This is a genomic window from Mycobacterium sp. 2YAF39, assembly GCF_052114565.1.
In the GTDB taxonomy this organism is placed as follows: domain Bacteria; phylum Actinomycetota; class Actinomycetes; order Mycobacteriales; family Mycobacteriaceae; genus Mycobacterium.
On sequence record NZ_JBFREZ010000005.1, the window covers coordinates 324,469 to 348,160 of the forward strand.

Genomic DNA, 23,692 nt, shown 5'->3' on the forward strand with positions numbered 1-23,692 from the left:
GCGCGCTAGATCGGCGCGATCAAGTCCGTCGTGTAGAACTCCGCCGGGTTCTGCGAGTACATGTCGGGGCGGCTGATGAACACCCACGCTCCCGTCGCACCCGGTTCGATCCCGTCCTGGAGCGTCACCGCGGCCGCCCCGCCTGCATCGGTGTTCAGCGAACCCTGCGCGACGCCGGGATCCGCACCCCAACAGGGAACCGAGGGCGATCGTGGCACCTGAATCATCCTGATGTCGTAATGCATGTTCGGCTTCGCGGTCGCGATCTGCACATCGGCGGTCAGGGTGGTTCCGTCCGACCGCAGGGTGCCCGTGGGCCGTGCCATCCCCGTCGGTCCGTTGTAATCGGTCTCGCTGAAATCGCACCGCCGCAGAATCTGCGCGAACGGCAGCACAGTGCCCCCCGCTCCACTGGACACTCCGGAGTTGCCGGTGCCGTCGGCGAGCGCGGCCCAGGGCGGTGCGACCAGAACCATTGCCGTTGCCAACGTCAAAATCCGTGTCGTCTGCCGCATAGTCCCGAGTAAAGCACCGATCAGCGTCGAGTTGGGCAAAACCTGCGGGGTTGCTGAGTGTCAGTCCCGGCACTCCACGACGTCGTAGGCACCGTCGGAGTACAGCGACCGAATGTGCTTCTTGTCGAACTTGCCCACGCTGGTCTTGGGCACCTCGTCGATGAATGTCCACCGCTCGGGAAGCCAGAACCGGGCGACTCTGTCGCACAGATGCTTTCGTAATTCCTGCGCCGTGGCCGAGGCGTCGCTCTTGATCACCACCGCGGCGAGCGGCCGTTCCTGCCAGCGTTCGTCCGGCACCGCGACAACCGCCGCCTCCAGCACCGCCGGGTGCTCCATGATGCACAGTTCGAGTTCGACCGACGAGATCCATTCACCGCCGGACTTGATGACGTCCTTGGCGCGGTCGGTGAGCGTGATGAAGCCCTGCGGGTCGATGCGACCGACGTCACCGGTCCGCAGCCAGCCGTCGTCGAACTTCGAGGAATCGGCATTCTGGTAGTACGACGCGGTGATCCACGGGCCACGAATCTCTATCTCTCCCACCGCTTTACCATCGTTGGGCACCACGCTGCCCTCGTCGTCGACGATGCGGATCTCGACTCCACTGATCACTCGCCCAGCCGACGCGCGCAATCTCCACGCGTCTTCTCCGGTGACCTCCGGCGGCGGTGTGGCCAGGGCGGCCAGCGGCGAGGTCTCGGTCATACCCCAGCCCTGCCGGATGACCACGCCGTAGCGCTCTTCGTACTCCTTCATCATCGACAGTGGTACGGCCGACCCGCCGCAGCAGACCGTCCTCAATGACGAGATATCTCTGTTGGGATTGGCGTGCAGGTATTGGAGGACGTCGTTCCAGATCGTCGGGACAGCGGCCGCGACGGTGGGCCGCTGCCGCTCGATCATGTCGACGAGCGGTTCGGCCTGGAGGTACTTGTCGGGCATCAGAAGATCGGCGCCCGCCATCACCGCCGCATAAGGCTGACCCCACGCGTTGGCATGGAACATCGGCACGACCGGCAGTATCCGGTCACCGTCGACGAGGCCGATCGCGTTGGCCGTGCAGACACTCATCGAATGCAGATAACTCGACCGGTGGCTGTACACGACGCCCTTGGGATTGCCGGTGGTACCGCTGGTGTAACACATTGCGGCAGCGCTCTTCTCGTCCACGTCCGGCCAGTCGTAGTCGCTGGGTCGACCCTCGAGCAGGTCGTCGTAGCGGATCACCTCCTTGCCGGCGCCGCTGAGCACATCCAGGTCCCCGGCGCCCACGACGACCACGGTTCGCACCGTCGTCAGGTCACCGAGCACCGCGGCCAGCAGCGGAGCCAGCGACATGTCCACCAGCACAACGCGATCCTGCGCCTGGTTGCCGATGAACGCGATCTGCTCAGCGGCAAGTCGGATGTTGAGCGTATGCAGCACCGCGCCCATGCACGGCGCCGCGAAGTATGTCTCCAGATGCTCCTGGTTGTTCCACATGAACGTCGCGACCCGGTCGCCGCCCTCGACGCCGATATCGCGCAACCCGTGAGCGAGTTGCGCCACCCGGGAGCCCAGTTCGCCGAAGCTGATCTCGCGGTAGCCGTCGGGCGTCTTCGTGATCACCTTGCGGGTCGAGGACCACGTCGTGCCGTGCCGCAGAATCCCCGTCACGGTCAGCGGAAAGTCCTGCATCGTGCTGTCCATAACACCCCCAACGCGCGTGAGTCGGCAGGGGTTCATGATCGCCGACGCCCACAGCCGTTCGGCAGGAAACGACCAATGTGGCCGATAGCATCTCCTGTCATGTCTGCGCCCGGCTATCCCGCGATGCCCCCGCCGAAGCCTCCGGTCAACGGAGCCGATGTCACCATCTCGGTCGTCGTGCTCGTCGTGACGGCCCTCTTCGGTGCGGCCGCCTCCTTCTTCGGGCTCTTCTTCCTCGCGTTCCTCGACAGCTGCCCACCGGAGACGTGCACCGTGGAAGGCGCCGTCACCGCGGTGATGGGGGGACTCGGCACCGCCCTGATCATCGGTGTGGCGGGACTCATCGCGACCGTGGTGCAACTGGTCCGGCGAAAGCGCGGCTGGCCGATTGCGGTGGCGACCCTCGTGCTCTGCATCATCGCCGTGTTCCTTGGCGGCGTCGGCTACGTCATCGCTGTCGGAGGGTGACGGCACGGCCGACGCGTGTAGCTCCGAGCGCGCCGTGGCGGCATGAGACACTTTGGCCATGGTTGTCGCAATCGCCCGCCCCAAGCTCGAAGGCAACATCGCTGTCGGCGATGACCGTCAGATCAGCTTCGCCGAGTTCGGTGACCCGCAGGGCCGCGCGGTGTTCTGGCTGCATGGCACGCCGGGGGCACGGCGCCAGATCCCGATGGAAGCGCGCGTCTACGCCGAACAGGAGCACATTCGGCTGATCGGGGTCGACCGGCCGGGGATCGGCTCATCGACACAGCACAACTACGACACCGTCGTCGCCTTCGCCGACGATCTGCGCACCATCGCCGACACGCTGGGCATCGACAAGTTCGTCGTCGTCGGGCTGTCCGGTGGTGGCCCGTACACACTCGGCTGTGCCGCGGCGCTGCCGGATCGCGTTGTCGCCGCCGGCGTCATCGGCGGCGTCGCCCCCACGATGGGTTCGGACGCCATCACCGGCGGCCTGATGGGCAACCTCGGCACGCGGGTTGCCCCGCTGCTTCAGGTGGCCGGAACGCCCATCGGGCTGCTCGCGAGCGCCATCATCCGCCTGGTCCGCCCCGTCGCATCCCCAGTCGCCGATCTGTACGGCCGAGTCTCACCGGAAGCCGACCGCAAGCTGTTGGCGCGCCCGGAGATCAAGGCGATGTTCCTCGACGACATCCTCAACGGCACCCGCAAGCAGATGGCTGCCCCGTTCGCCGACGTCGTCGTCTTCGCCAGGGACTGGGGCTTCCGGCTGAGCGATATCAAGGTGCCCGTCCGCTGGTGGCACGGCGACGCCGACCACATCGTGCCGTATGCACACGGACAACACGTGGTGTCGCGCCTGGCCGATGCCGAGCTCTATCCGATGCCCGGTGAAAGCCACCTCGCCGGGCTTGGCCGGGCCGAGGAGATCCTGCATACCATGACCAAGGTGTGGGACGAGTACGGCGACCGCTCCTAGAACCCGAAACCCAGCTGGGCGCACACATCGCTGGCGAAGGCGGCATCGAGTCGTGCGATGAGCTCGGAGTCGTTGCTGCGCAATCGGTTTGCCGCGGCGAAAATCGATGCGCGATGGCTGCCGAAGTAAATGCTGCCGAGGACGTCGAGGTCCATGGAGACGTCGGCAGGCGCGCCAGTCGGCACGCACCGAGCCCGGCCGTCGCCAATCTCCAGCGCGAAACGGCCCCCGTCGCTTCGGAACCCGTCGGACACTTCCAGCACCGCGGTGAGATCCCCCCGATAGCTGCGCGCCTGCAGTGCGGCGGGGATGTCCATCAGACGCAGCCACAGATCGTCCTCGTAGTAGGTGACGCGGGCGTGCCTGGCGTCGGTCAACAGGTACGGCAGCGGATCGGCCGGATGCGTGCCGAACGCGACCTTGTCCATCAGGTCGAGCCCCAGAAGTGCCCGGCTCAGCGCGATGTGCGCCTCGGTCGTCACCGCGGTGAGTTCCGCGACCCGCACCATCATCGGTTTGTCGCCGAACACCCGATACAACGCGTACCCGTCGGTGTGCAGCATCGAGAACAATTCGGTTCCGCCGCGCCGGTCGTCCGCGCGGTCGGCCAGCAGTTCGTCCCATAACGCCTGCGGACGCACCTGAGCGCCGGGCGTCAGCATGCGCCAGCGGTCGTAGATCGCGGCGAATTCGTCTGAGTGCTCGGTGGGTTGGACCAACCGCACACCGAGAGGGTCCGGCGCGTCGGCGCGGAACTGCGCGCGCGTGCGGTCGACGGTCAGCTCAACCTCGGTGGTCGCTGGACCATAGCCGAAACGCCCGTAGATGCCGCCTTCGCTCGCCGTCAGCGCCGCGATCGGGTAGCGCGCATCCGCGATGCGGTCGTGCATCTCGGTGTACATCGCGCGCAACACCCCACGCCGCCGGTGGGTCGGCGCGACCGCCACCAGCGTGACGCCCGCGACGGGCACCACCGCACCGCCGGGCACGGTGACCGTCAGGTCGAGATAGTGCGACATCCCGATGATGTCGCCGCCGTCGCTTGCGACGACCGAACCGTCGCGGGGAATCATCGACCGCCACGCGGCGAATGTGTCGGGATGGCCGAACCTGCCGAAGCAGGTGGCGTCGAGCAGCAAGATTCCCGGCCAGTCGGCGTCGAGCGCCGTGCGGATGTTCACCGATGTCGATGTGTCATGGACAAGCACGGAATTCCACGCTGCCACACTGACGTCCGCCATCGCATCCGATTTTCCCGTCGACCCGATACGGCGGAAAGGCGCGAAAGGAGCGTGTCATGGCGACTGACCTGACGCTCAATCTCGATGACGAGCCCGGCCAACTGGCGCGGGTCGGCGATGTGCCGTCACTTCCGGTGGGGGCAAGCTCTCCGCCGCCGGGATCAGTCTGACGACCGCCTACCTGGCGACCAATACCCGCCTGGTCCTGGCGTCGGACGATCTCGCCGCCGCGCCAAACGCTCTCAGCTGATCAGCGCTTCAGCCAGCCCTCGATGGTGTCGAGGTCCCTTGAGTAGGTCATGAGCAGATCGTCGTGGTACAGCGCGCCGCCACTGATCGCGTCGTTTCCCTGCCAGATGATGTGGATGCGGACCGGGGTGCGGGTGAAATAGTCGGTCCGTTCTTCGCCTCTGAGCTGCCACCCGGCCGCGACGGCGCGCTCGGACAGCTCTTTGCGCTGGTCAACTGCGGTCATTCAGTATTCCTCCTGCCGAGCAGCGTACGTCATCGAACCGCTGCCGAATCTCACCCCAGCGCGCGGCGCAGGAGGTGCATCGCGACGGTCGTCGACCTTTCACGGACGTCGGACCGGTTGCCGGGCAACCGCATGGTGCGGAGGTCGGTTGCACCGTCGGCCAGCTTCACGCAGAAACAGACTGTTCCCACCGGTTTGTCCTCCGTACCGCCGCCCGGTCCTGCGATTCCTGTGATCGCGACGGCGGTGTCGGCGGAGAAGCGGCGCAACGCACCGTCGGCCATCGCATCGGCCACGGGTTCTGACACCGCTCCGTGGGCCTCGATGAGCGCCGGGTCCACGCCGAGAAGTTCGGACTTGGCCTCGTTCGAGTAGGACACCACTCCCCCCGTGACGTACGCCGACGACCCCGGAAGGTCCGTGAGCCGGGCAGCCACGAGGCCCGCGGTGCAGGATTCCGCGGTGGCGATCCGCCGACCGGCCAGCAGCGCGGCCACCTGGTCGTCGACGGTGGAACCGTCTTCGGAGAAGATCTCCCCGCCGTGGCGCTCTCGGAGCAGCGTCATCAGATCTGCGTAGACAGCCGCGGCGTCGGGTTCGTATCGGGTGACCATTTCGACCTCACCACGTCGCAGGCATGTGGTGATCTCGAGCCGCCCGAAGCCGTCGACACGCTCTTCGGCGTCGCGCAGGGTATCGGCCAGCCCCGACTCGGGCAGCCCGAACATCCGGACCATCTCCTGGCGGTACGTCGTTCGGCCCGCGGTCGCTTCCTGCACCGCGGCGGTCTGCAGCGCCGACGGCCACATCGGCTGCAGCTCGCGCGGCGGCCCCGGCAGCACGATGACCGTCGGCTTGCCTGGCACGACGACTCCGGGCGCAGTACCGACCGGATCGATGACGTGAGCGCCTGCCGGAATGAGTGCCTGCTTGCGGTTCGCCGCGCGCACGGCCTCCAGATCAACGTTTGGAAAGCGAGCCATCAGGCGCGCCACGATGTCGGCGATCTTGGCCTCGAGATCGTTGTCCAACACCAACTCTCGGCCGCAGAACTTCGCCACAGTCGCCACCGTCATATCGTCGGCCGTCGGGCCGAGGCCCCCACTGGTGACGATGAGGTCCACACCCTCGGCTGCCAGGAACCGCAGCTGCGCCTCGATATCGTCGGGCCGGTCGCCGCAGATGGTGATATGGGCCAGCTCGACACCGAGCTCGAGCAGCTGGTCGGCGATCCACGGACCGTTGCGGTCGGCCACCCTTCCCGTGAGAACTTCGGTTCCCGTCACCACGATGCCCGCACGTGCGCTCACGCCGTACGACACTACGCACACCGGACGTGGGCGATACCGGTCGGTAAGGATCGGTAATGTCGTTCTCCGTGACTGCGCCGAGATCGCTACGAGAGCTCTTCGATCAGCTCGGCCTCGCCGAAGTCCCGTCCACGGATGACAGCGTGATCATGGAGATGGCGGTCGACGAGCGGACCACCAACACCGCGGGGGGTCTGCAGGGCGGTCTGGTCGCGACGATGGCCGATGTGACGGCCGGCCAGCTCGCCGCCAGGGCCACGCCATTCGGGCACGCGATCGCGACGACCGATCTGTTCATCCGCTACCTGCGACCGATCAAGGTCGGGCCGGCGCGCGCGGTCGCGCGGATCCTGCGCCTCGGCAAGCGCTCCGTCGTGATCCAGGTGGACATCTACCGCGGTAACGACGATCAGATCGGCGCCACCGCGACGGTCAACTTCGCCGCCGTCGACTAACCGAGCGGTAGTGCCTTGTGGGGAACGTCGGTGACAAGTCCACCGTCCATGATGAACTCGGCGCCCGTCGCGAATGACGACTCGTCGCTGACGAGGAACACCACGAACGGCGCGACCTCCTCGGACTGACCGGGCCGGCGCAGCGGCGCGGTGACCATGTCGTCGGGAAAGTGCTTGGTCATCGGGGTGCGGATGAATCCCGGGTGGATGGAGTTGACCCGGATGTTCTTGGGGCCCAATTCGATCGCGGCCGACTTTGCCAGCCCGCGCACCGCCCATTTCGACGCGACGTACGGGTGCACCATCGGCGCGCCGCGCAGTCCCTCGATCGACGACACGTTGATGATCGAGCCGCCGCCCGCCGCCTTCATCTGCTCGACGACGGCCTGCATACCGAGGAACGTGCCCGTCAGGTTGACGTCGATGACCTTCTGCCACTTGGCCATATCGAACTTGCCGATCTGGCCGAGGGCGACGATCGCCGCGTTGTTGACGAGCGCGGTCAGCTTGCCGAACGCCTCGACGGCGACGTTGACCGCGGCCTCCCACTGCTCGGGGTCGGTGACGTCCAGGTGGACGTAGCGCGCGGATTCTCCGAGCTCGTCGGCCAGCGCCTTGCCCTCGTCGTCGAGGATGTCCCCGATGACCACTTTTCCGCCCTCGGCGACCAGAGCCCTGGCGTGAGCGGCGCCCATTCCCCGAGCTCCGCCACTGATCAGTGTGACTTTTCCGTCCACGCGTCCCATGGGGCGTCAGGTTACCGCACCAACCAGGGAGAACTAGAACCTGTTCCAATTGGGGTTGTCAGCACGCATACTGCTGGCCATGGCTATTCGCGTCGCGCTCCTCGGCACTGGCAACTGCGGCAGTCTGGCGCTGCGGCAATTGATCAGCGATGCACGCTTCGCCCTCACCGGCGTCTGGGTCTCGACGGACACCAAAGTGGGCCGCGACGCCGGTGAGCTGGCGGGGCTGGACGTCACGACGGGCATCACCGCGACCAACGACCTCGACGCGATCATCGCGACGAAGCCCGACTGCGTCGTCTACACCGCGATGGGCGACACGCGCCCGCGTGAGGCATTGGCCGACGTTCGTACGTTCCTGTCCGCGGGCATCAACGTGGTCGGCTCGAGCGTCGGCGCGCTCCAATATCCGTGGGGACTTCTGCCCGATAAGGCCATCACCAAGGTCGAAGATGCTGCGCGCGAGGGTGATTCGACCGTCTACTTCACCGGTGTCGATCCGGGCTTCTGCACCGACCTGTTGCCGTTCGCACTGGCCGGAACCTGTCAGAGCATCGAGCAGATCCGCACTATGGAGATCGCCGACTACGCCACCTACGACGGCGAGACCGTGATGTTCGACGTGATGGGCTTCGGCAACGACATCGGCGACCTGCCGATCCTGTATCAACCGGGCGTGCTGTCGATTGCGTGGGGCACCGCGATCCGGCAGCTGGCCGCGGGACTGGGCATCGAGGTCGACGAGATCCGCGACTCCGTCGAGCAGGAGCCCGCGCCCGAGGACCTCGACGTCGCGGTCGGCACCATCAAGAAGGGCACCGTCGCGGCGGTCCGCTTCCTGATCGAGGGCATGGTCGACGGCAAGCCGGTGATCGTCGTCGAGCACGTGACCCGACTGCGGGCCGATCTGCGGCCGGACTGGGCACAGCCCGCGCATCCCGGCGGCTCCTACCGCGTCGAGATCACCGGTGAACCGTCGTATTTCTGCGACATCGTTCCGATGAGCCGCAATGGCGGAGCGCCCTATGCAGCGATCCTGGCGGCGGCGGGCCGGATCGTGAACGCGATTCCCGACGTCGTGGCCGCACCGGCGGGCATCCGGACCACCGTCGATATGCCGCTCGTGACCGGGAAGGGTCTGTACGCAGCGAAGTAGGCTGGTGCGCGATGACCGCGCAGCCCGTGGCAGATGACCCAACTGCGGAGATCGCCGCAAGCGAACCGGGGCCCCATATCGGTGCGTTTTTCGATCTCGACGGCACCCTGGTGGACGGCTTCACCGCCGCGGCGCATGCCAGCGACCGCATCAAGCGCAGACAGGCCGGCATCGGCGAGGTCCTCGGGGTCGTCGAAGCATCGATGCGCTACAAACTGCGCCGGATGCGATTCGAGCATCTGCTGACCAGGGCCGCGGGCTATCTCCGGGGTGAATCGCTCGCCGACCTCGACGACGTCTGCGAACGAATATTCGTCGACAGTGTGGCCACGCGCGTCTTCCCCGCGATGCGCGACATCGTCGCGGCGCATCAGGAACGCGGTCACACGGTGGTGCTCAGCACCTCGGCGGTGACCATCCATGCCCAACCCGTGGCCCGCTACCTCGACATCGACCACGTGCTGTGCAACCACTTCTCGCTCGACGGCGATGGCCGCCTCACCGGGCAGATCGCGAAACCGGTGGTTTGGGGACGTAACAAGGCCAGCGCCGTAGTGCATTTCTGTCATGTCAATGAGGTCGACCTACAACGCAGTTACTTCTATGCCGACGGCGACGAGGACGCCGCGTTGATGGTCAAGGTCGGAAACCCACGGCCGGTGAATCCACGCCCCAAGCTCGCCGCCTTGGCCGTCGAACACGGTTGGCCCGTGCTTCGGGCCGTCGGCACCGGTGGGCGCAGGCGTCCGTCGCTGCGAAGGTTCGTCGGTTACGACTGAGGAGAACTTGAGCCCGGCAATGAGGTCTCCTTCGTCGAGGACCTGACCGATGAGCTAAACTAGAACACGTTCTAATTCGCGAGCGGCCCACCAAGGAGCAGCCATGCGCACCCCCATCTGCAACGACCTCGGCATCGAATACCCGATCTTCGCCTTCACCCATTGCCGCGACGTGGTCGTCGCCGTGAGCAAGGCCGGCGGCTTCGGCGTGCTCGGGGCGGTCGGCTTCAGCCCGGAACAGCTCGAGATCGAGCTGAAGTGGATCGACGAGAACATCGGCGACCACCCCTACGGCGTCGACATCGTCATCCCCAACAAGTACGAGGGTATGGACTCCACCGACCTGGACCCGGAGGTGCTCAAGAAGACCCTCAACGACCTCGTGCCGCAGGAACACATCGACTTCGCCAAAAAGATCCTCGCCGACCACGGCGTGCCGGTCGACCACAGCGATGACGATGCACTGCAGCTGCTCGGATGGACCGAGGCGACCGCCACACCGCAGGTAGAGGTCGCGCTGCAGCACCCGAAGTGCACGCTGATCGCCAACGCGCTCGGCACCCCGCCCGCCGAGATGATCAAGCACATCCACGCCGAGGGCCGCAAGGTCGCCGCGCTGTGCGGATCGCCGTCGCAGGCGCGCAAGCACGCCGACGCCGGCGTCGACATCATCATCGCCCAGGGCGGCGAGGCCGGCGGACACTGCGGCGAGATCGGCTCTATCGTGCTGTGGCCGCAGGTCGTCAAGGAGGTCGCCCCCGTCCCGGTGCTCGCAGCGGGCGGCATCGGCAGCGGCCAGCAGATCGCGGCCGCGCTGGCGCTCGGCGCACAAGGCGCGTGGACCGGCTCGCAGTGGGTGGTGGTCGAGGAGTCCGAGCACACCGCGGTGCAGCACGCCGCCTACGTCAAGGCCGAGAGCCGCGACACCGTCCGCAGCCGCTCCTTCACCGGTAAGCCTGCGCGCATGCTGAAGAACGACTGGACCGAGGCCTGGGAAGACCCGGACAACCCGAAGCCGCTCGGAATGCCGTTGCAGTACATGGTGTCCGGTATGGCGGTCGCCGCCACGCACAAGTTCCCGAACGAGAGCGTGGACGTCGCGTTCAATCCGATCGGTCAGGTCGTTGGCCAGTTCACCAAGGTGGAGAAGTCCTCCGCGGTGATCCAGCGGTGGGTGCAGGAGTATCTCGAGGCGACCAGCACGCTCAACGATCTGAACGAAGCCGCGTCCGTCTGATCGCAGCGGCCTGCGCCGGCTTTCTCGTCGCCGTCCTCTGGATGGACCTGATCTTCGACAGTCAGGTCCTCCGTCACCGCGGCGCAGAGGTGCTTCCCGAGGAGGTGCTCGCGTCGGTCTCCGCGTACTACCGCCGAGCCACGACGACGTCGCGGCCGATGGGTCATCTCATCGCACTGGTGATGGTGATCTTGTTGGGCGCGTTGCTTATCGCCGCCTTCGGTGACCACCACCCGGTATGGCTGTCGGTCGCCGCGCTCGCACTCACCGGCGCACCGATCCTTCTGGCGATGATCCGCACCGTCCCCAACGCGGTCCGGCTCGGCGCCCGCACCGGCGAACCGGCGGAACAATCTCGGCTGGCCCGCTCCATCTCTCGGGATCACCTCTTCTGCGTCGTAAGCATGACGGGGTTTCTGGTGCTGTGGCTGCTTCGCTAGCCGCGGCGCGCGGTCACAAGCCAGGCGCATGAGTCGAACCACACACCGCCCTCCTCACGGGCGCGAATGATCGATCTCAGCCCGCCGAGCGCGCGATCGGTCGACGCGTCATCCAGATCGTCACGCGGATCGCGGGGTGCTCGCAGCGACCGAATGGCGTGCAGTGCGCTCGCGGGGTCTGCACCGTAGTAGACCGGTTCGCATACCTCGACCAGCTGCACGTCGACGAAGCCGGCACCGTCCAGGATGGCGTGTACGTTCGCCGGATCAGCCAGGGAGAAGGCGCCTCTCGCCGCTGGGGTCGGTGGTGCGTCCAGTTCGTCGGCCAGCGCCAGTTGCACTGCGGCGCGCCACTCTTGCCGATCACCGCCCTGCCAGACCAGCTGCACGAATCTCGCACCCGGGCGCAGCGCCCTCGCGACGTTGGCGAACGCGGCGCGCGGATCGGCGAAGAACATCGTGCCGAAGCGACTGAGTCCGATCGTGAACCGCTCCTCGGGAAGCGGGTAAACCTGCGCGTCACCCAACTCGAAGCTTGCGTTGGCGAGCCCTTCGGCCTTCGTCAGATGACGTGCCCGTTCCAGCATTGGTTGCGAGATGTCGATGCCGAGCGCGTCGCCGCCGGACGCGGCACGTGCGGCCGCCCGGGTGGTCTGTCCGGTCCCGCAGCCGATATCGAGGACACGGTCATCCCGGTGAATGTCGACCGCATCGAGTAGTCGTGCGTGGTAACGGCGAAGCTCTGCGTCGTAGTCGAACATGTCAGCCGCAACCATAGTGCCGACCGAACCGCCCTTGCTTTGGCCTCGCGACTATGTAAGGTGACATACATAGTCGGACGGAGAGGGGACCCAGTCGTGCCAAGCCACCGCGAGCGGATGGTGATGTCAGCCGCCCTGCTCATCCGCGAACGGGGCGCGCATCCGACCGCCATTGCCGACGTCCTCGAGCACAGCGGGGCCCCGCGAGGGTCGGCGTACCACTACTTCCCCGGCGGCCGCACCCAACTGTTGTGCGAGGCGATCGACTACGCCGGTGAGTACGTCGCGGCCAAGATCGCGGAGGCCGGATCCGGTGTCGACGCCCTCGACGTGCTGTTCACCGACTATCGGAAGCAGCTGCTGCGAAGTGACTTCCGGGCCGGCTGCCCCATCGTCGCCGTGAGCGTCGAGGGGGGCGATCCGGACAAGCCCGACACTGCGACACCGGTGATCGAACGTGCGGCAGCGGCGTTTGAACGGTGGACCGACCTCATCGCCACCCGGCTGATCTCCGACGGCGTCGCCAAGAAGCGTGCCGCAGAACTCGCCATGCTGACGACCGCATCGTTCGAAGGCGCGATCGTGATCGCGCGCGCATCCAGAAACGTCAAAGCTCTCGACCTCGTTCACGGCCAGCTACGCGCCCTCCTGCTGGCCGAGACCTCGGAAAGGTAGTCCGGTGATCGCTAAAGAGGATGTCGCCGCCGTGGCGGCTCCAGAAGAATGGCAGCCGACCGCGTGCATTCTCTGCGAATGCAACTGCGGCATCGTCGTCCAACTCGACGGCCGCAAGCTGGCGAAGATCAGAGGCGACAAGGAACATCCTGCCTCGCAGGGATACACCTGCAATAAGGCGCTGAGACTCGACCACTACCAGAACAATCGCGGCCGGCTGACCTCGCCGATGCGCCGGCGTCCCGACGGCAGCTATGAGGAAATCGACTGGGATACGGCCATTTCCGAGATTGCCGCGGGCTTCAAACGCATCGCCGAGACCCACGGGGGCGACAAGATCTTCTACTACGGCGGGGGCGGCCAGGGCAACCATCTGGGCGGCGCCTACAGCGGCGCCTTCCTCAAGGCACTCGGCTCGTACTACCGTTCCAACGCGCTCGCACAGGAGAAGACGGGTGAGGCCTGGATCGACGCCCACCTCTATGGCGGCCACACCCGAGGGGAATTCGAGCACGCCGAGGTCTCGGTCTTCATCGGCAAGAACCCGTGGATGTCGCAGAGCTTTCCGCGGGCGCGGACGGTGCTGAACGACATCGCCAAAGACCCTGAGCGTTCGATGATCGTCATCGACCCGGTCATCACCGACACCGCCAAGATGGCCGACGTGCACCTGCGCGTGCGTCCGGGAACCGACGCCTGGGCGCTGGCGGCACTCGCCGCCGTGGTGGTGCAGGAAGATCTCTGCGACAACGCGTTTCTGGCCGAACATGTCACGGGCGTCGATTCCGTCCTGGACGTGATGCGCACCGTCGATGTCGGCGACTATGCGCTCCGGTGCGGGGTGGACGAGGAGCTGATCCGGGCGGCGGCGCGGCGTATCGGCGCCGCGGCGAGCGTGTCCGTGTTCGAGGATCTGGGCATCCAGCAGGCTCCCAACAGCACGCTGTGCTCCTACCTCAACAAACTGCTGTGGATCCTCACCGGCAACTTCGCCAAACGCGGTGCCCAGCATCTGCATTCGTCCTTCGGTCCGCTGTTCCGGCATACGCCAAACGTGGGTCGGACGCCGGTCACCGGCGCCCCCATCGTCGGCGGACTGGTCCCGAGCAACGTCATACCCCAGGAGATCCTCGGCGATCACCCGGACAGATTCCGCGCGATGATCGTCGAGAGCAGCAACCCCGCTCATTCACTCGCGGACTCCAACGCGTGCCGCGAGGCGTTCAGCTCGCTGGAGCTGATGGTCGTGATAGACGTCGCGATGACCGAAACCGCGCGACTGGCCCATTACGTGCTACCCGCGGCATCTCAGTACGAGAAGACGGAATCGACGTTCTTCAACCTCGAGTTCCCGCACAACACATTCCATCTGCGGCATCGACTGATGGAACCGCTCGACGGCACCCTGCCCGAGCCCGAGATCTGGGCGCGCCTGGTGCGGGCACTGGGTGTCGTCGACGACGCCGAGCTCGAACCGTTACGACGCGCCGCACGCGAGAGCCGTGAAGCGTTCACCGCGGCGTTCCTGCAAGCCGTCGGCGCCAGTCCGATGCTCGGCAAGGTACTCCCCTACGTGCTGTACGACACGTTGGGACCATCGCTGCCCGAGGGACTTTCCGGTGCGGCCGCGCTGTGGGGACTCGCCCAGAAGGCGGCCATGACCTACCCCGATGCCGTCCGCCGAGCCGGGCACGCCGACGGCAATGCGTTGTTCGACGCGATCCTGACGAGCCGTTCGGGTATCACGTTCACCGTCCACGAGTACGAGGACGATTTCGCGTTGATCACACATGCCGACCACAAGATCGCGCTGGCCATGCCCGAGATGCTCGATGAGATCCGCGCGCTGTCCGACGCCCAATCGCATTTCACGACAGTCGATTTCCCGATCGTGCTGTCGGCGGGCGAACGTCGCGCCTACACCGCCAACGACATCTTCCGGGATCCGGCCTGGCGCAAACGCGACTCCGACGGCGCGCTGCGGGTCAGCCTCGAAGATGCCGAAGCACTCGGGTTGGTCCACGGCGGACGCGCCCGAATCACCACCGCGGCAGGCAACGCGGAGGCGACCGTCGAGATCAGCGAGGCGATGCTTCCTGGCCACGCATCGTTGCCCAACGGGTTCGGCCTCGACTTCACCGACGGTGACGGCGAAGCGCACGTCCCCGGCGTGGCGCCCAATGTGCTGACATCCAGCGACTGGCGCGACGCGTATGCCGGCACGCCGTGGCACAAGCACGTTCCGGCCAGGATCGAAGCCGTGCCCGCGCTGAGCACTGTCTAGCGTCAGATCACAGGCTCGCCGATGCCGAGCATGTTTCCCTCGCTGTCACGAAACCATGCGCCCATTTCACCCGAGCCCTTGCTCGGGTAATTCCCCGCGACCTCGGCGATCCCGTCCACGGTCTTGAGCCCCGGCAGGTCGACCTCCTCGAAAACCACTCCACGCCTGCGTAGCTCGGCGACAGTGGCCGCAATGTCGTCGACAGTCCAGGCCATTTGAGTGAAGGCACCCGCCGAAACACCCGCGGATTCGAACAAGGCGAACTCGCATCCAGAGCAGCGGTACAGAAGACCACCCGGCCGCTCCTCGACAGGCTCGAGCCCGAGCTTGTCGGCATAGAACGCCCGTGCCCGCTGCAGGTCCTGCGCAGGCAACCGGGTGGCGATACGACCGTCGTGCAGCATGGGTACAGAATAGTCAGGTCAGCAGGTGCCGGGTCGCGTGCGCAAGCACCTGCGCCCTGCTGCTTCCCGGGTGGTCGGCGGCGATGAAGTGACTGCCGATGGCCAACGAGAACGCAAGCATGCCGCGGGCTTCGATGTCATCGGCATCATCACAGAACGTGCCGATCAAGGTGCGCAGGTATTCCATGCGCCGATTGTCGACGCGCCGGAGTCGCCGGGCCACCGCCTTATCGCGCCGTGCCCAGTCGCGCACAGCGAGGTCGATCGGCAGCAGGTCCTTGGCGAAGGTGAGCATGCCTGCCTTGCGCACCTTGTCCCTGGCGTCGCCCCCCTCGGCTTCCACGCGATCGAGCACCTCGTCGGTGCTGCGGTGCTCCCACGTCTCGAGGAGTGCGTCGAGAAACACTGCCCTGCTCGCGAAGTGGTGGTAGAAACCGCCGCGGGTGACCGCGAGCGCCTTCGCGAGAAGGTCAACGCGTACCGCGTCCGGCCCACCCGCCGCGAGGGCGTCGAGACCTGCGTCGATCCACGTACTCCGCGGAGTGCGGGTCTGGGCGACCATGGTTCTCCATCTGTTTTGACCGGGGCTTGACGACCGCCATCCGGCAAGCATACAGTACTGTATGCTTGGTTCTAGGCCGCTCGACAAGGGCGCACACATGACACGGCCGTGGCGAATCCACGAGCTCACCAAGGATTTCCAGGTTCTCGATGTGTGGGCGTTGCCGACGCCAGGTGGGGCAGACGACTTCGCGAGACTCGTCGACCTGTGGTCGACGTTCGATCCGAAGCGGTCCTCTCCCGTCGTGCGCGCCCTGTTCGCCATCCGGTGGACGATCGGCCGGATGCTCGGTCTCGACCGGCCGGAGACGGGTCTGGGATCCCGTGTCGAGACGCTCCGCGATCGGCTGCCCGCCGACTTGAGCGGCACCCCAACCGATCTCGCGGCCGACCGATCTGCTTTCAGCCCCTTGTACCGGACCGACGACGAGTTCGCGATGGAGATCGCCAACCAGACGGTGCACGGGGTGTTGCACGTCGGATGGGTTCCCGATCGGGGGTCAGGACAATTTCATGGCCAGATGGCTGTTCTCGTGCGACCTAACGGTGCACTCGGTGCCGCCTACATGGCAGCGATCGCGCCGTTTCGTCATCTGATCGTCTACCCGCTGATGATGCGCGACATCGGGCGGGCGTGGCGTGAGGACTCAGCCGGTAGCGCCACCGCCGGACGCGAAATCCTCTGATGCGCACCGAGACCGGCGTCCAGCAGGTCACGCCATCACCCACGATGCGGACGGTGAGCACACTGGGCCGGGTCGACTACGAGGATGCGTTCGTCGTCGATGTCGAGGCGCCGCGCGCGCGATCCGCCGAGCAGTGGATCCGACGCGTTCTCGAAGGAGCACCGACGGCCGTCAGGCTGCAATTGCTGTCCGGCTGGTCCGCACTCGGCCTTGCGCTGAAGCGGCCCGGCGCCGACCGAACGGTGCTCGGCTGGCAGATCCGGGCAGAAGCACCGGATTTCGTCCTCCTGGGGGCCGCGTCGCGCGTAGGCATGCCCGCGGAGCTGTATTTGCGTCGTGAACCAGAACGCTTGCTGTTCTGCACCTTTGTGACCCACGAGAATCCGGTTGTCCGTGCGCTCTGGGCGCGGGTGGTGCCCACGCATGTACGGACGGTGAGCACGCTCTTGGCGCGTGCCCGCAACTGCTGAGCCCTCAGGGAATCGGCGGCGGCGCCGGAGCGGGTACCGGTGGAGCGGCGGCAGGCGGCAGCGGTTCACCGGGAGGTGGCGGTGGTGCCGCAGGCATCGGTTGCGCCGGATTGGCGGCGAGCCCCGCGGGTGGCGTGGCGTTGGCGTTCAGCGGCCGCTGGGTCAGCAGGAGCAGAGCGTCCTTACCGCTCACCTCTTGCGTCTGGACGGCGCGCCAGAGCTCGCGAAGGTAGGACCCGCTCCTGCTCTCCTGCGGGCCGACGGGGGTGATGCTGGTGCCGGGCGGCAGATTCTCGGGGCTCACCAGATGCGGGGTCTCCGCGGGCGGAGCGGCGTCGGCCGCGACCGGAACGGCGGCATCGCCGGTCACCGGCGCTGCGGGCGCTTCGGGCGGCGGCGCGGGCGCATCGGGAGCGGTCGGAGCCGGTGCGGCAACAGGGAGCGCCGGAGCGGCCGGAGCCGGCGGGGCGGCGGGGGGCGGTCCCGGGATGACGGGGGCGATGAGCGCGGGCGGAGGCGGAGGTGGGATGGGAACGCCAGGTTCGGCCTGCGCCGTCGACGCACCGGCGAGCAGCGCGGCGAGCGCTCCCAGGCCCGCGGTAGCCACCGTCGCCGCCGTCACCTCGATGTCGATCCTCACCCAAGCCCCCTTCCGCGTGCTGACCCGAATCCGGCCTACCGAGTGCTTCAGTTTGATGGCCAAAATTGTTACACCTGATTCCAGTGTGAACAACCGGTCAAGAACCCCTGCGGCGCGGGAACACGTTCCACTTCGGAGTATCTGTAACCGGTCGCAGCGGGCCCCAACTGTGGTGTAGCAATGAATTACCGGTACTAGACAACGTCATACAAGGGGTCCATCGATGCCAACTCCGAACCTTCCGCCCGGATTCGACTTCACCGATCCCGATATCTACGCGGAACGGCTCCCGGTCGACGAGCTCGCCCACCTTCGGAAGGTGGCTCCGATCTGGTGGCAGGACCAGGAGAGGGGCAACCTCGCGTTCGGCGACACCGGCTTCTGGGTGGTGACCAAGCACAAGGACGTCAAAGAGGTGTCGCGGCGCAGCGATGTGTTCTCCAGCAACAAGAAGACCGCGCTGCCCCGGTACCGCGACGAGGCCGACCCCGCATCGCTGGAGGCCGGCAAGGTCGTGCTGCTCAACCAGGACGCCCCGCACCACACCCACCTGCGCAAGATCATCTCGCGCGCATTCACCCCGCGCGCTATCGAGTCGCTGCGCGACGAGCTTCGCCTCCGGGCGCGTGACATCGCCAAGCGGGCCGCGGCCGAGGGATCGGGTGATTTCGTCGAGCAGGTGTCGTGCGAGCTTCCGCTTCAGGCGATCGCCGGGCTGATGGGGGTGCCCCAGGAAGACCGGATGAAGCTGTTCGAGTGGTCGAATCAGATGGTCGGCGACCAGGATCCCGAATACGGCAGGAACGATCCGACTGCCGCATCGGTCGAACTGATCATGTATGGCATGCAGATGGCCGCCGAGCGCGGCAAGAACCCCGGCGACGACCTCGTCACCAAGTTGGTGCAGGCCGACGTGGAGGGTCACAAGCTCACCGACGACGAGTTCGGCTTCTTCGTGATCCTGCTTGCGGTGGCAGGCAACGAGACCACCCGCAACTCCATCACCCAGGGCATGATGGCCTTCACCGAATTCCCGGACCAATGGGAGCTTTTCAAGCGTGAGCGGCCCGCGACGACCGCGGATGAAATCGTTCGCTGGGCAACGCCGGTCACGTCATTCCAGCGCACCGCGCTCGAGGACACCGAGCTCAGCGGCGTCCAGATCAAGAAGGACGACCGGGTGGTGATCTTCTACCGTTCGGCGAACTTCGACGAGGAAGTGTTCGAAGACCCCTACTCCTTCAACATCCTGCGAGATCCGAACCCACACGTGGGGTTCGGTGGCACCGGAGCCCATTACTGCATCGGCGCCAACCTGGCGAGGATGACGATCGATCTGATCTTCAACGCGATCGCCGACGAGATGCCCAACCTGACCCCCATCTCCCCGCCCGAACGGCTACGGTCGGGCTGGCTCAACGGCATCAAGCATTGGCAGGTCGACTACACCGGGGCCGGCGCTACCTGACCGGATAGTTGACCAACGAGCGCCAATAGTCTTCGGGGATATCGACATTCGCCCGCATAGCCATGGCGAGTCCGGTCGCCATGGCGATACCCAGCAGGCCGAGCCACAGGCCCGCGACCCCGATGGCGACCCACGCGACGGCGGTAAGCCCCGGCCACGGCGACAGCAGCACAAGCAACGGTGCGAAGAAGAACCCGACGCCGATGTACCACGACGACCCGGCGCGATCGGAGGTCAGCACGAAGTGCAGCCACCGCGGAATGGGGCGGTCGACGGATGATGCGGTTCGCATGGTCGCTCTCCTCAGCTTGGACTGTCACCGTCCACGGTCCCCGAGCCAGGTAAGCGGTGCAATTACCTGACGCGTAATGGCCGCCGCCCATGAGGTGCGCAACACTGGGCCGGTGACCACCGCCCACGTGCAGTCTCCGCCCTTCGGCACGTTGATGCGCGACTGGCGCCAACGGCGCCGGCTGAGCCAGCTCGATCTGGCGATCGAGGCCGACGTGTCGGCCCGCCATGTCAGCTTCATCGAGACCGGCCGGTCGAGCCCGAGCCGTGCGATGGTGTTGCGCCTCGCCGACGTGCTCGACGTTCCCCTTCGCGAACAGAATCAACTGTTGATGGCCGCCGGACTCGCCCCGGTGTACAGCGAGCGATCCCTGCACGACCCGGATATGGCCGCGGTACGCGACGGTGTCGAGCGCGTGCTGAATGCATACGACCCGTATCCCTGTGTCGTGGTGGACCGTGGCTGGCACATCGTGCAGGCCAACACGGGCTCCGGCGTGCTCCTGGAAGGCGTCGCACCGAGCCTGCTCGAGCGGCCGAACGCGCTTCGCATCGCGCTGCATCCCGAGGGGCTCGCTCCGCGGATCCGGAACCTGCCGCAGTGGCGACACCATCTGGTGGAGCGACTCCGCCGTGAGGCCTCGGTGAACGGGTCCGGTGAACTTTCGGCGTTGCTGGCGGAGATCGAGTCGTTTCCAGGCGGATTCGACGACACCCGCGATCTCGGCGGTATCGCGGTCCCGCTGGAGCTCTACACCCCGCAGGGCCAGCTGCTGACATTTCTCTCGACCGTGACGACATTCGGCACGGCCCTGGACCTCACCGCGGCCGAACTGTCCATCGAGGCGTTTCTTCCCGCCGATGAGGCGACCGCCGCCGCGCTGCGGTGAAACGCACGTGGCGGGCGGTCAACACCAATAGAGTCTGGCGACATGGACAACCGACTCGTCGCGGCAGCCGCCGTTGCGCTCGCCACCTTCGCGGCAGGCTGCTCGACACCGGCGCCCGCACTCGGCGGCACGAACGCGAAAGTGACCATCAACGGCAAGAGCACCGGCGATACGCATGCCGTGGTGTGCTCGCAGACCGGATGGATGTGGAACATCAAGACCCCGGGCGAGCCGACAGGGTTGACCGCATTCTTGAACACCGAGGACGGTGTCACGGTCCAGTCGGTCGACTTCCGCGATTTCTCGGGCTTCACGGGGACCTTCTGGGACGGCCGCCTCGGGAAGGCCGAAGTGACCGGCAGCGGCGGGAAGTTCACGATCGACGGTTCCGCCGACGGGTCGTTCAAGGACAATCCGAGCAATGCCGTGACGGCGACGTTCCACATCGAAGCCAACTGCTGACCGGTGGTGCATCCCTTTCGAAGCGCCATCGAAGCCAAAGACCTCGATGCCGCCGTCGCGCTTCTTCGCGAAGATGTCGTCTTTCGGAGCCCGGTCGTCTTCACGCCGTATGAGGGGCGCGAGGCGCTGCGCCAGATCCTGGCCGCGGTCATGGAGGTGTTCGAAGACTTCCGCTATGTGCGTGAGATCGGCGCCGACGGCGCGCGTGACCATGCGCTGGTGTTCGAAGCGCGAGTGGGCGACAAACAGGTCCAGGGCTGCGACTTCATCCACCTCGATGACGATGGCGCGATCGAGGAGTTCACGGTGATGGTGCGGCCGATGCAGGCCATGCTGGCGCTGGCTGACGCGATGAAGGCGCAACTCTCCGCAGGTTAGGTTACTGGTCTGACCACTTGACCTCTGGCCTGCCTCCTGGCACTGTGGGCGGCATGGCCCTTCAACCGGTGAACCGCCGTTCGGTTCCCGAAGACGTCTTCGAGCAGATCGTCGCCGAGGTACTCAGCGGCGAGATGCAGCCTGGCGAGTCGCTGCCCAGTGAACGCAGGCTGGCCGAGGTGCTCGGCGTATCGCGCCCCGCTGTGCGCGAGGCACTCAAACGCCTGACGGCGGCGGGCCTCGTCGAGGTGCGTCAGGGCGATTCGACCACGGTTCGCGATTTCCGTCGCCACGCCGGTCTCGACCTGCTGCCCCGCCTGCTCATCCGCGACGGCGAACTCGATGTCTCCGTGGTCCGCAGCATCCTCGAGACCCGGCTGCACAACGGTCCCAAGGTCGCCGAACTCGCCGCCCGGCGTCGCGAGCCCGAACTGGCCGGGATCCTCGACGACACACTGCGCGCACTCGCCGACGAGAAGGATCCCGTCGAACAGCAGCGCTGCGCCCTGACCTTCTGGGACCAGATCGTCGACGGTGCGGACTCCATCGCGTTCCGGCTGATGTACAACACGTTGCGCGCGACCTACGAACCGGCACTCCCTGCCCTCGCCGGCGTCATGGCCGACGAGGTGGGCCGCCCGCAGGCATACCGCAAACTCGCCGATGCGATCGCCGCGGGTGACCCCGAACGGGCCGCCAAGGCCGCACAGGATCTTCTCGAACCGGCAACCAGGGCGCTTCTCGTCGCCCTCGACGATCTGGGGAACCAGTCATGACGAAACCGACCGCCCGCAAGAAGCTCACGCTGGCCGGCGCGGCCAGGGAGTTCGTTAAGCACCCCTCCCCCTGGATGATTGGCGCCGTACTCATTGCCGCGATCATCGCGCGGGTCGTCGTCGGCGACTGGCAGCTCACCGACGCGGTGGTGCCGCTGGTGATGCTCGCGCTGTTTCCGTTCTTCGAGTGGATGATCCACGTGTTCATCCTGCACTGGCGCCCGAAACGGGTCGGTCCACTGACCATCGACCCGCTGCTGTCCAGAGAGCACCGCGCACACCACGTCGATCCACGCAGCATTCCCCTGATCTTCATTCCGTGGAAATCGCTTGCGACGTGGGTGCTTCCGCTCACCGTCGCCGTTGCGGTACTGGCGTTTCCGCGGCTGGGGATGGGCCTGACGTACCTCGTGTGCATCGGGGTGGCCGGCCTGGTCTACGAGTGGACCCACTACCTGATCCACACCGACTACAAGCCGAAAACACCTGTGTATAGGACGATTTGGCGGAATCATCGCAACCATCACTACAAGAACGAGCACTTCTGGTTCACGGTCACCAGTTCAGGCACTGCCGACCGCGTGCTGCGGACGTATCCGGATCCGGCCGCCGTCGAGAGCTCGCCCACCGTGAAGAACCTGCACGCCGAGAAGCAATCGGCGTAGCTCGAACGGCGTTGCTAGGCCTCGATGATGATCGGATCGCCGATCCGGACCATGTTGAAGTACCACTCCGCGTTCTCCGCGCTGAGATTGATGCAGCCGTGGCTGACGTTCTCGTAGCCCTGTGAACCCTCCGACCACGGGGCGCCGTGCACATACACACCACCCCAGGTGACGCGCACCGCGTCGTAGACGGTGAGCTTGTAGCCCTCCGGGTCGTCCAGCGGGATGCCGATGGTGCGCGAATCCATGATCACGGTTGATTGTTTCTCGAGGGCGGTGAAGTTTCCGACCGGCGTCGCGTGGCCGTACTTACCCATCGATGCAGGCATCTCCCGCAGGACCTCGCCGTCCTGGCTGACGGTGAAGGTGTGATTACTGATGCTCGCGACGCCGACCGTGGCTCCCCCGCTCTGGAAGTTGGTCTTCGCCCCGCCGACAGACACCGAGATGTCCGAGTGCGCAGGCCAGAACTCGGTCGGACTCCATTGGAGGACGTTGTCGCTGAGCCAGGTGAAGTTCCCGGCGGGCGTCTTCGGTGAGGTGATTTCGACGCTGCGCTCCACAGCCGTGCGGTCGGGAATCTTCCCCGCGAAGGTCACCGTGATCGGATGCGCCACGCCAACCGTCACGCCGGAAGGCGAAATGCTCACCACGTCCGTCGGAACGGCGACACCGGCGGTACTGGTCGCTACGGACCCTGAGAGGGCGGCCACCAGCATGCCCACCACGGCAACAAATCGCAATTTCAGCACACTTTCATCCTAGTTCGTCGGGCGGAGTGGACCGCG

At 66.2% G+C, this 23,692-nt stretch carries 29 protein-coding genes; 17 read left to right on the top strand and 12 right to left on the bottom strand.

Annotated features, from left to right (window positions below):
* Positions 1-5 precede the first annotated feature (5 nt).
* Positions 6-515 carry a hypothetical protein gene (locus tag AB4Z42_RS16925; protein WP_442010345.1) on the bottom strand — a complete coding sequence of 170 codons (510 nt, stop codon included), beginning with the start codon at positions 513-515 and terminating at the stop codon, positions 6-8.
* 60 nt (positions 516-575) lie between these two features.
* Entirely contained in the window at positions 576-2,207 is a 1,632-nt protein-coding gene (locus AB4Z42_RS16930; RefSeq protein ID WP_442010346.1) for a fatty acid--CoA ligase, read from the bottom strand.
* Between the two features lie 99 nt (positions 2,208-2,306).
* Here AB4Z42_RS16930 and AB4Z42_RS16935 point away from each other — a divergent pair, with 99 nt between their 5' ends.
* Positions 2,307-2,675 (top strand): hypothetical protein, encoded by a 369-nt coding sequence (locus AB4Z42_RS16935; protein ID WP_442010347.1) that lies wholly within the window; start codon positions 2,307-2,309, stop codon positions 2,673-2,675.
* A gap of 58 nt (positions 2,676-2,733) precedes the next feature.
* Positions 2,734-3,654: an alpha/beta fold hydrolase gene (locus AB4Z42_RS16940; protein WP_442010348.1), complete on the top strand. Its 921-nt coding sequence runs from the start codon at positions 2,734-2,736 to the stop codon at positions 3,652-3,654.
* Here the strand turns inward: AB4Z42_RS16940 and AB4Z42_RS16945 are convergent.
* The 3 genes from AB4Z42_RS16945 to AB4Z42_RS16955 all read right to left on the bottom strand — a co-directional run bounded on the left by AB4Z42_RS16945 (position 3,651) and on the right by AB4Z42_RS16955 (position 6,680).
* Entirely contained in the window at positions 3,651-4,895 is a 1,245-nt protein-coding gene (locus tag AB4Z42_RS16945; RefSeq protein ID WP_442010349.1) for an enhanced intracellular survival protein Eis, read from the bottom strand. The two genes, AB4Z42_RS16940 and AB4Z42_RS16945, sit on opposite strands and share 4 nt — an antisense overlap.
* 250 nt (positions 4,896-5,145) lie before the next feature.
* Complete coding sequence (locus AB4Z42_RS16950; protein ID WP_442010350.1) at positions 5,146-5,370, bottom strand: hypothetical protein; 225 nt, start codon at positions 5,368-5,370, stop codon at positions 5,146-5,148.
* A 50-nt stretch (positions 5,371-5,420) separates the two neighbouring features.
* Positions 5,421-6,680: a competence/damage-inducible protein A gene (locus AB4Z42_RS16955; protein WP_442010351.1), complete on the bottom strand. Its 1,260-nt coding sequence runs from the start codon at positions 6,678-6,680 to the stop codon at positions 5,421-5,423.
* Positions 6,681-6,748: 68 nt separating this feature from the next.
* Here AB4Z42_RS16955 and AB4Z42_RS16960 point away from each other — a divergent pair, with 68 nt between their 5' ends.
* Positions 6,749-7,135: a PaaI family thioesterase gene (locus AB4Z42_RS16960; RefSeq protein ID WP_442010352.1), complete on the top strand. Its 387-nt coding sequence runs from the start codon at positions 6,749-6,751 to the stop codon at positions 7,133-7,135.
* Here the strand turns inward: AB4Z42_RS16960 and AB4Z42_RS16965 are convergent.
* The gene (locus AB4Z42_RS16965; protein ID WP_442010353.1) at positions 7,132-7,881 is read right to left on the bottom strand and encodes a glucose 1-dehydrogenase; all 750 of its coding nucleotides are present in this window, start codon (positions 7,879-7,881) and stop codon (positions 7,132-7,134) included. The genes AB4Z42_RS16960 and AB4Z42_RS16965 overlap by 4 nt on opposite strands.
* 79 nt (positions 7,882-7,960) lie before the next feature.
* Here AB4Z42_RS16965 and AB4Z42_RS16970 point away from each other — a divergent pair, with 79 nt between their 5' ends.
* The 4 genes from AB4Z42_RS16970 (at position 7,961) to AB4Z42_RS16985 (ending at position 11,493) form a co-directional block, all read left to right on the top strand.
* Entirely contained in the window at positions 7,961-9,037 is a 1,077-nt protein-coding gene (locus AB4Z42_RS16970; RefSeq protein ID WP_442010354.1) for an NAD(P)H-dependent amine dehydrogenase family protein, read from the top strand.
* An 11-nt stretch (positions 9,038-9,048) separates the two neighbouring features.
* The gene (locus AB4Z42_RS16975) at positions 9,049-9,816 is read left to right on the top strand and encodes an HAD family hydrolase (RefSeq protein WP_442010355.1); all 768 of its coding nucleotides are present in this window, start codon (positions 9,049-9,051) and stop codon (positions 9,814-9,816) included.
* Positions 9,817-9,919: 103 nt separating this feature from the next.
* Positions 9,920-11,053 carry a nitronate monooxygenase gene (locus AB4Z42_RS16980; RefSeq protein ID WP_442010356.1) on the top strand — a complete coding sequence of 378 codons (1,134 nt, stop codon included), beginning with the start codon at positions 9,920-9,922 and terminating at the stop codon, positions 11,051-11,053.
* 41 nt (positions 11,054-11,094) lie between these two features.
* The gene (locus AB4Z42_RS16985) at positions 11,095-11,493 is read left to right on the top strand and encodes a hypothetical protein (protein WP_442010357.1); all 399 of its coding nucleotides are present in this window, start codon (positions 11,095-11,097) and stop codon (positions 11,491-11,493) included.
* Here the strand turns inward: AB4Z42_RS16985 and AB4Z42_RS16990 are convergent.
* Positions 11,490-12,269: a class I SAM-dependent methyltransferase gene (locus AB4Z42_RS16990; RefSeq protein ID WP_442010358.1), complete on the bottom strand. Its 780-nt coding sequence runs from the start codon at positions 12,267-12,269 to the stop codon at positions 11,490-11,492. The genes AB4Z42_RS16985 and AB4Z42_RS16990 overlap by 4 nt on opposite strands.
* An 81-nt stretch (positions 12,270-12,350) precedes the next feature.
* On the opposite strand from AB4Z42_RS16990, the gene AB4Z42_RS16995 reads away from it, so the two are divergent.
* Together AB4Z42_RS16995 and AB4Z42_RS17000 are read left to right on the top strand one after the other, a co-directional pair.
* Positions 12,351-12,929: a TetR/AcrR family transcriptional regulator gene (locus tag AB4Z42_RS16995; RefSeq protein WP_442010359.1), complete on the top strand. Its 579-nt coding sequence runs from the start codon at positions 12,351-12,353 to the stop codon at positions 12,927-12,929.
* Positions 12,930-12,960: 31 nt separating this feature from the next.
* Complete coding sequence (locus AB4Z42_RS17000) at positions 12,961-15,213, top strand: molybdopterin-dependent oxidoreductase (protein ID WP_442010511.1); 2,253 nt, start codon at positions 12,961-12,963, stop codon at positions 15,211-15,213.
* A gap of 2 nt (positions 15,214-15,215) precedes the next feature.
* Here AB4Z42_RS17000 and AB4Z42_RS17005 read toward each other — a convergent pair whose 3' ends face one another.
* Both AB4Z42_RS17005 and AB4Z42_RS17010 read right to left on the bottom strand, forming a co-directional pair.
* Positions 15,216-15,617 (bottom strand): VOC family protein, encoded by a 402-nt coding sequence (locus tag AB4Z42_RS17005; protein WP_442010360.1) that lies wholly within the window; start codon positions 15,615-15,617, stop codon positions 15,216-15,218.
* A gap of 13 nt (positions 15,618-15,630) precedes the next feature.
* Positions 15,631-16,179 (bottom strand): TetR/AcrR family transcriptional regulator, encoded by a 549-nt coding sequence (locus tag AB4Z42_RS17010; protein WP_442010361.1) that lies wholly within the window; start codon positions 16,177-16,179, stop codon positions 15,631-15,633.
* A gap of 97 nt (positions 16,180-16,276) precedes the next feature.
* On the opposite strand from AB4Z42_RS17010, the gene AB4Z42_RS17015 reads away from it, so the two are divergent.
* Together AB4Z42_RS17015 and AB4Z42_RS17020 are read left to right on the top strand one after the other, a co-directional pair.
* Entirely contained in the window at positions 16,277-16,864 is a 588-nt protein-coding gene (locus tag AB4Z42_RS17015) for a DUF2867 domain-containing protein (protein WP_442010362.1), read from the top strand.
* Complete coding sequence (locus AB4Z42_RS17020; RefSeq protein WP_442010363.1) at positions 16,864-17,334, top strand: hypothetical protein; 471 nt, start codon at positions 16,864-16,866, stop codon at positions 17,332-17,334. The genes AB4Z42_RS17015 and AB4Z42_RS17020 overlap by 1 nt, the downstream gene beginning before the upstream one ends.
* Positions 17,335-17,338: 4 nt before the next feature.
* On the opposite strand, the gene AB4Z42_RS17025 is transcribed toward AB4Z42_RS17020, so the two are convergent.
* On the bottom strand, positions 17,339-17,974 hold the full coding sequence (locus AB4Z42_RS17025) for a hypothetical protein (protein WP_442010364.1): 636 nt from the start codon (positions 17,972-17,974) through the stop codon (positions 17,339-17,341).
* Between the two features lie 223 nt (positions 17,975-18,197).
* Between AB4Z42_RS17025 and AB4Z42_RS17030 the strand changes: the two genes are divergently transcribed.
* Entirely contained in the window at positions 18,198-19,442 is a 1,245-nt protein-coding gene (locus AB4Z42_RS17030) for a cytochrome P450 (protein WP_442010365.1), read from the top strand.
* Here AB4Z42_RS17030 and AB4Z42_RS17035 read toward each other — a convergent pair.
* Positions 19,435-19,734 (bottom strand): hypothetical protein, encoded by a 300-nt coding sequence (locus tag AB4Z42_RS17035; protein WP_442010366.1) that lies wholly within the window; start codon positions 19,732-19,734, stop codon positions 19,435-19,437. The genes AB4Z42_RS17030 and AB4Z42_RS17035 overlap by 8 nt on opposite strands.
* Positions 19,735-19,888: 154 nt before the next feature.
* Here AB4Z42_RS17035 and AB4Z42_RS17040 point away from each other — a divergent pair, with 154 nt between their 5' ends.
* The 5 genes from AB4Z42_RS17040 to AB4Z42_RS17060 are packed head-to-tail and all read left to right on the top strand — an operon-like array spanning position 19,889 to position 22,904.
* Entirely contained in the window at positions 19,889-20,623 is a 735-nt protein-coding gene (locus AB4Z42_RS17040) for a helix-turn-helix domain-containing protein (protein ID WP_442010512.1), read from the top strand.
* 42 nt (positions 20,624-20,665) lie between these two features.
* Positions 20,666-21,085, top strand: coding sequence for a lipoprotein LpqH (locus tag AB4Z42_RS17045; protein ID WP_442010367.1), 420 nt, complete (start codon positions 20,666-20,668; stop codon positions 21,083-21,085).
* 3 nt (positions 21,086-21,088) lie between these two features.
* The gene (locus AB4Z42_RS17050; protein ID WP_442010368.1) at positions 21,089-21,463 is read left to right on the top strand and encodes a nuclear transport factor 2 family protein; all 375 of its coding nucleotides are present in this window, start codon (positions 21,089-21,091) and stop codon (positions 21,461-21,463) included.
* A 53-nt stretch (positions 21,464-21,516) separates the two neighbouring features.
* Positions 21,517-22,239 carry a FadR/GntR family transcriptional regulator gene (locus AB4Z42_RS17055; RefSeq protein ID WP_442010369.1) on the top strand — a complete coding sequence of 241 codons (723 nt, stop codon included), beginning with the start codon at positions 21,517-21,519 and terminating at the stop codon, positions 22,237-22,239.
* Positions 22,236-22,904 (top strand): sterol desaturase family protein, encoded by a 669-nt coding sequence (locus AB4Z42_RS17060; RefSeq protein WP_442010370.1) that lies wholly within the window; start codon positions 22,236-22,238, stop codon positions 22,902-22,904. Before AB4Z42_RS17055 ends, AB4Z42_RS17060 begins: the two co-directional genes overlap by 4 nt.
* A 14-nt stretch (positions 22,905-22,918) precedes the next feature.
* Here the strand turns inward: AB4Z42_RS17060 and AB4Z42_RS17065 are convergent, their stop codons facing one another.
* Positions 22,919-23,656: a L,D-transpeptidase gene (locus AB4Z42_RS17065; RefSeq protein ID WP_442010371.1), complete on the bottom strand. Its 738-nt coding sequence runs from the start codon at positions 23,654-23,656 to the stop codon at positions 22,919-22,921.
* Positions 23,657-23,692: the final 36 nt, after the last annotated feature.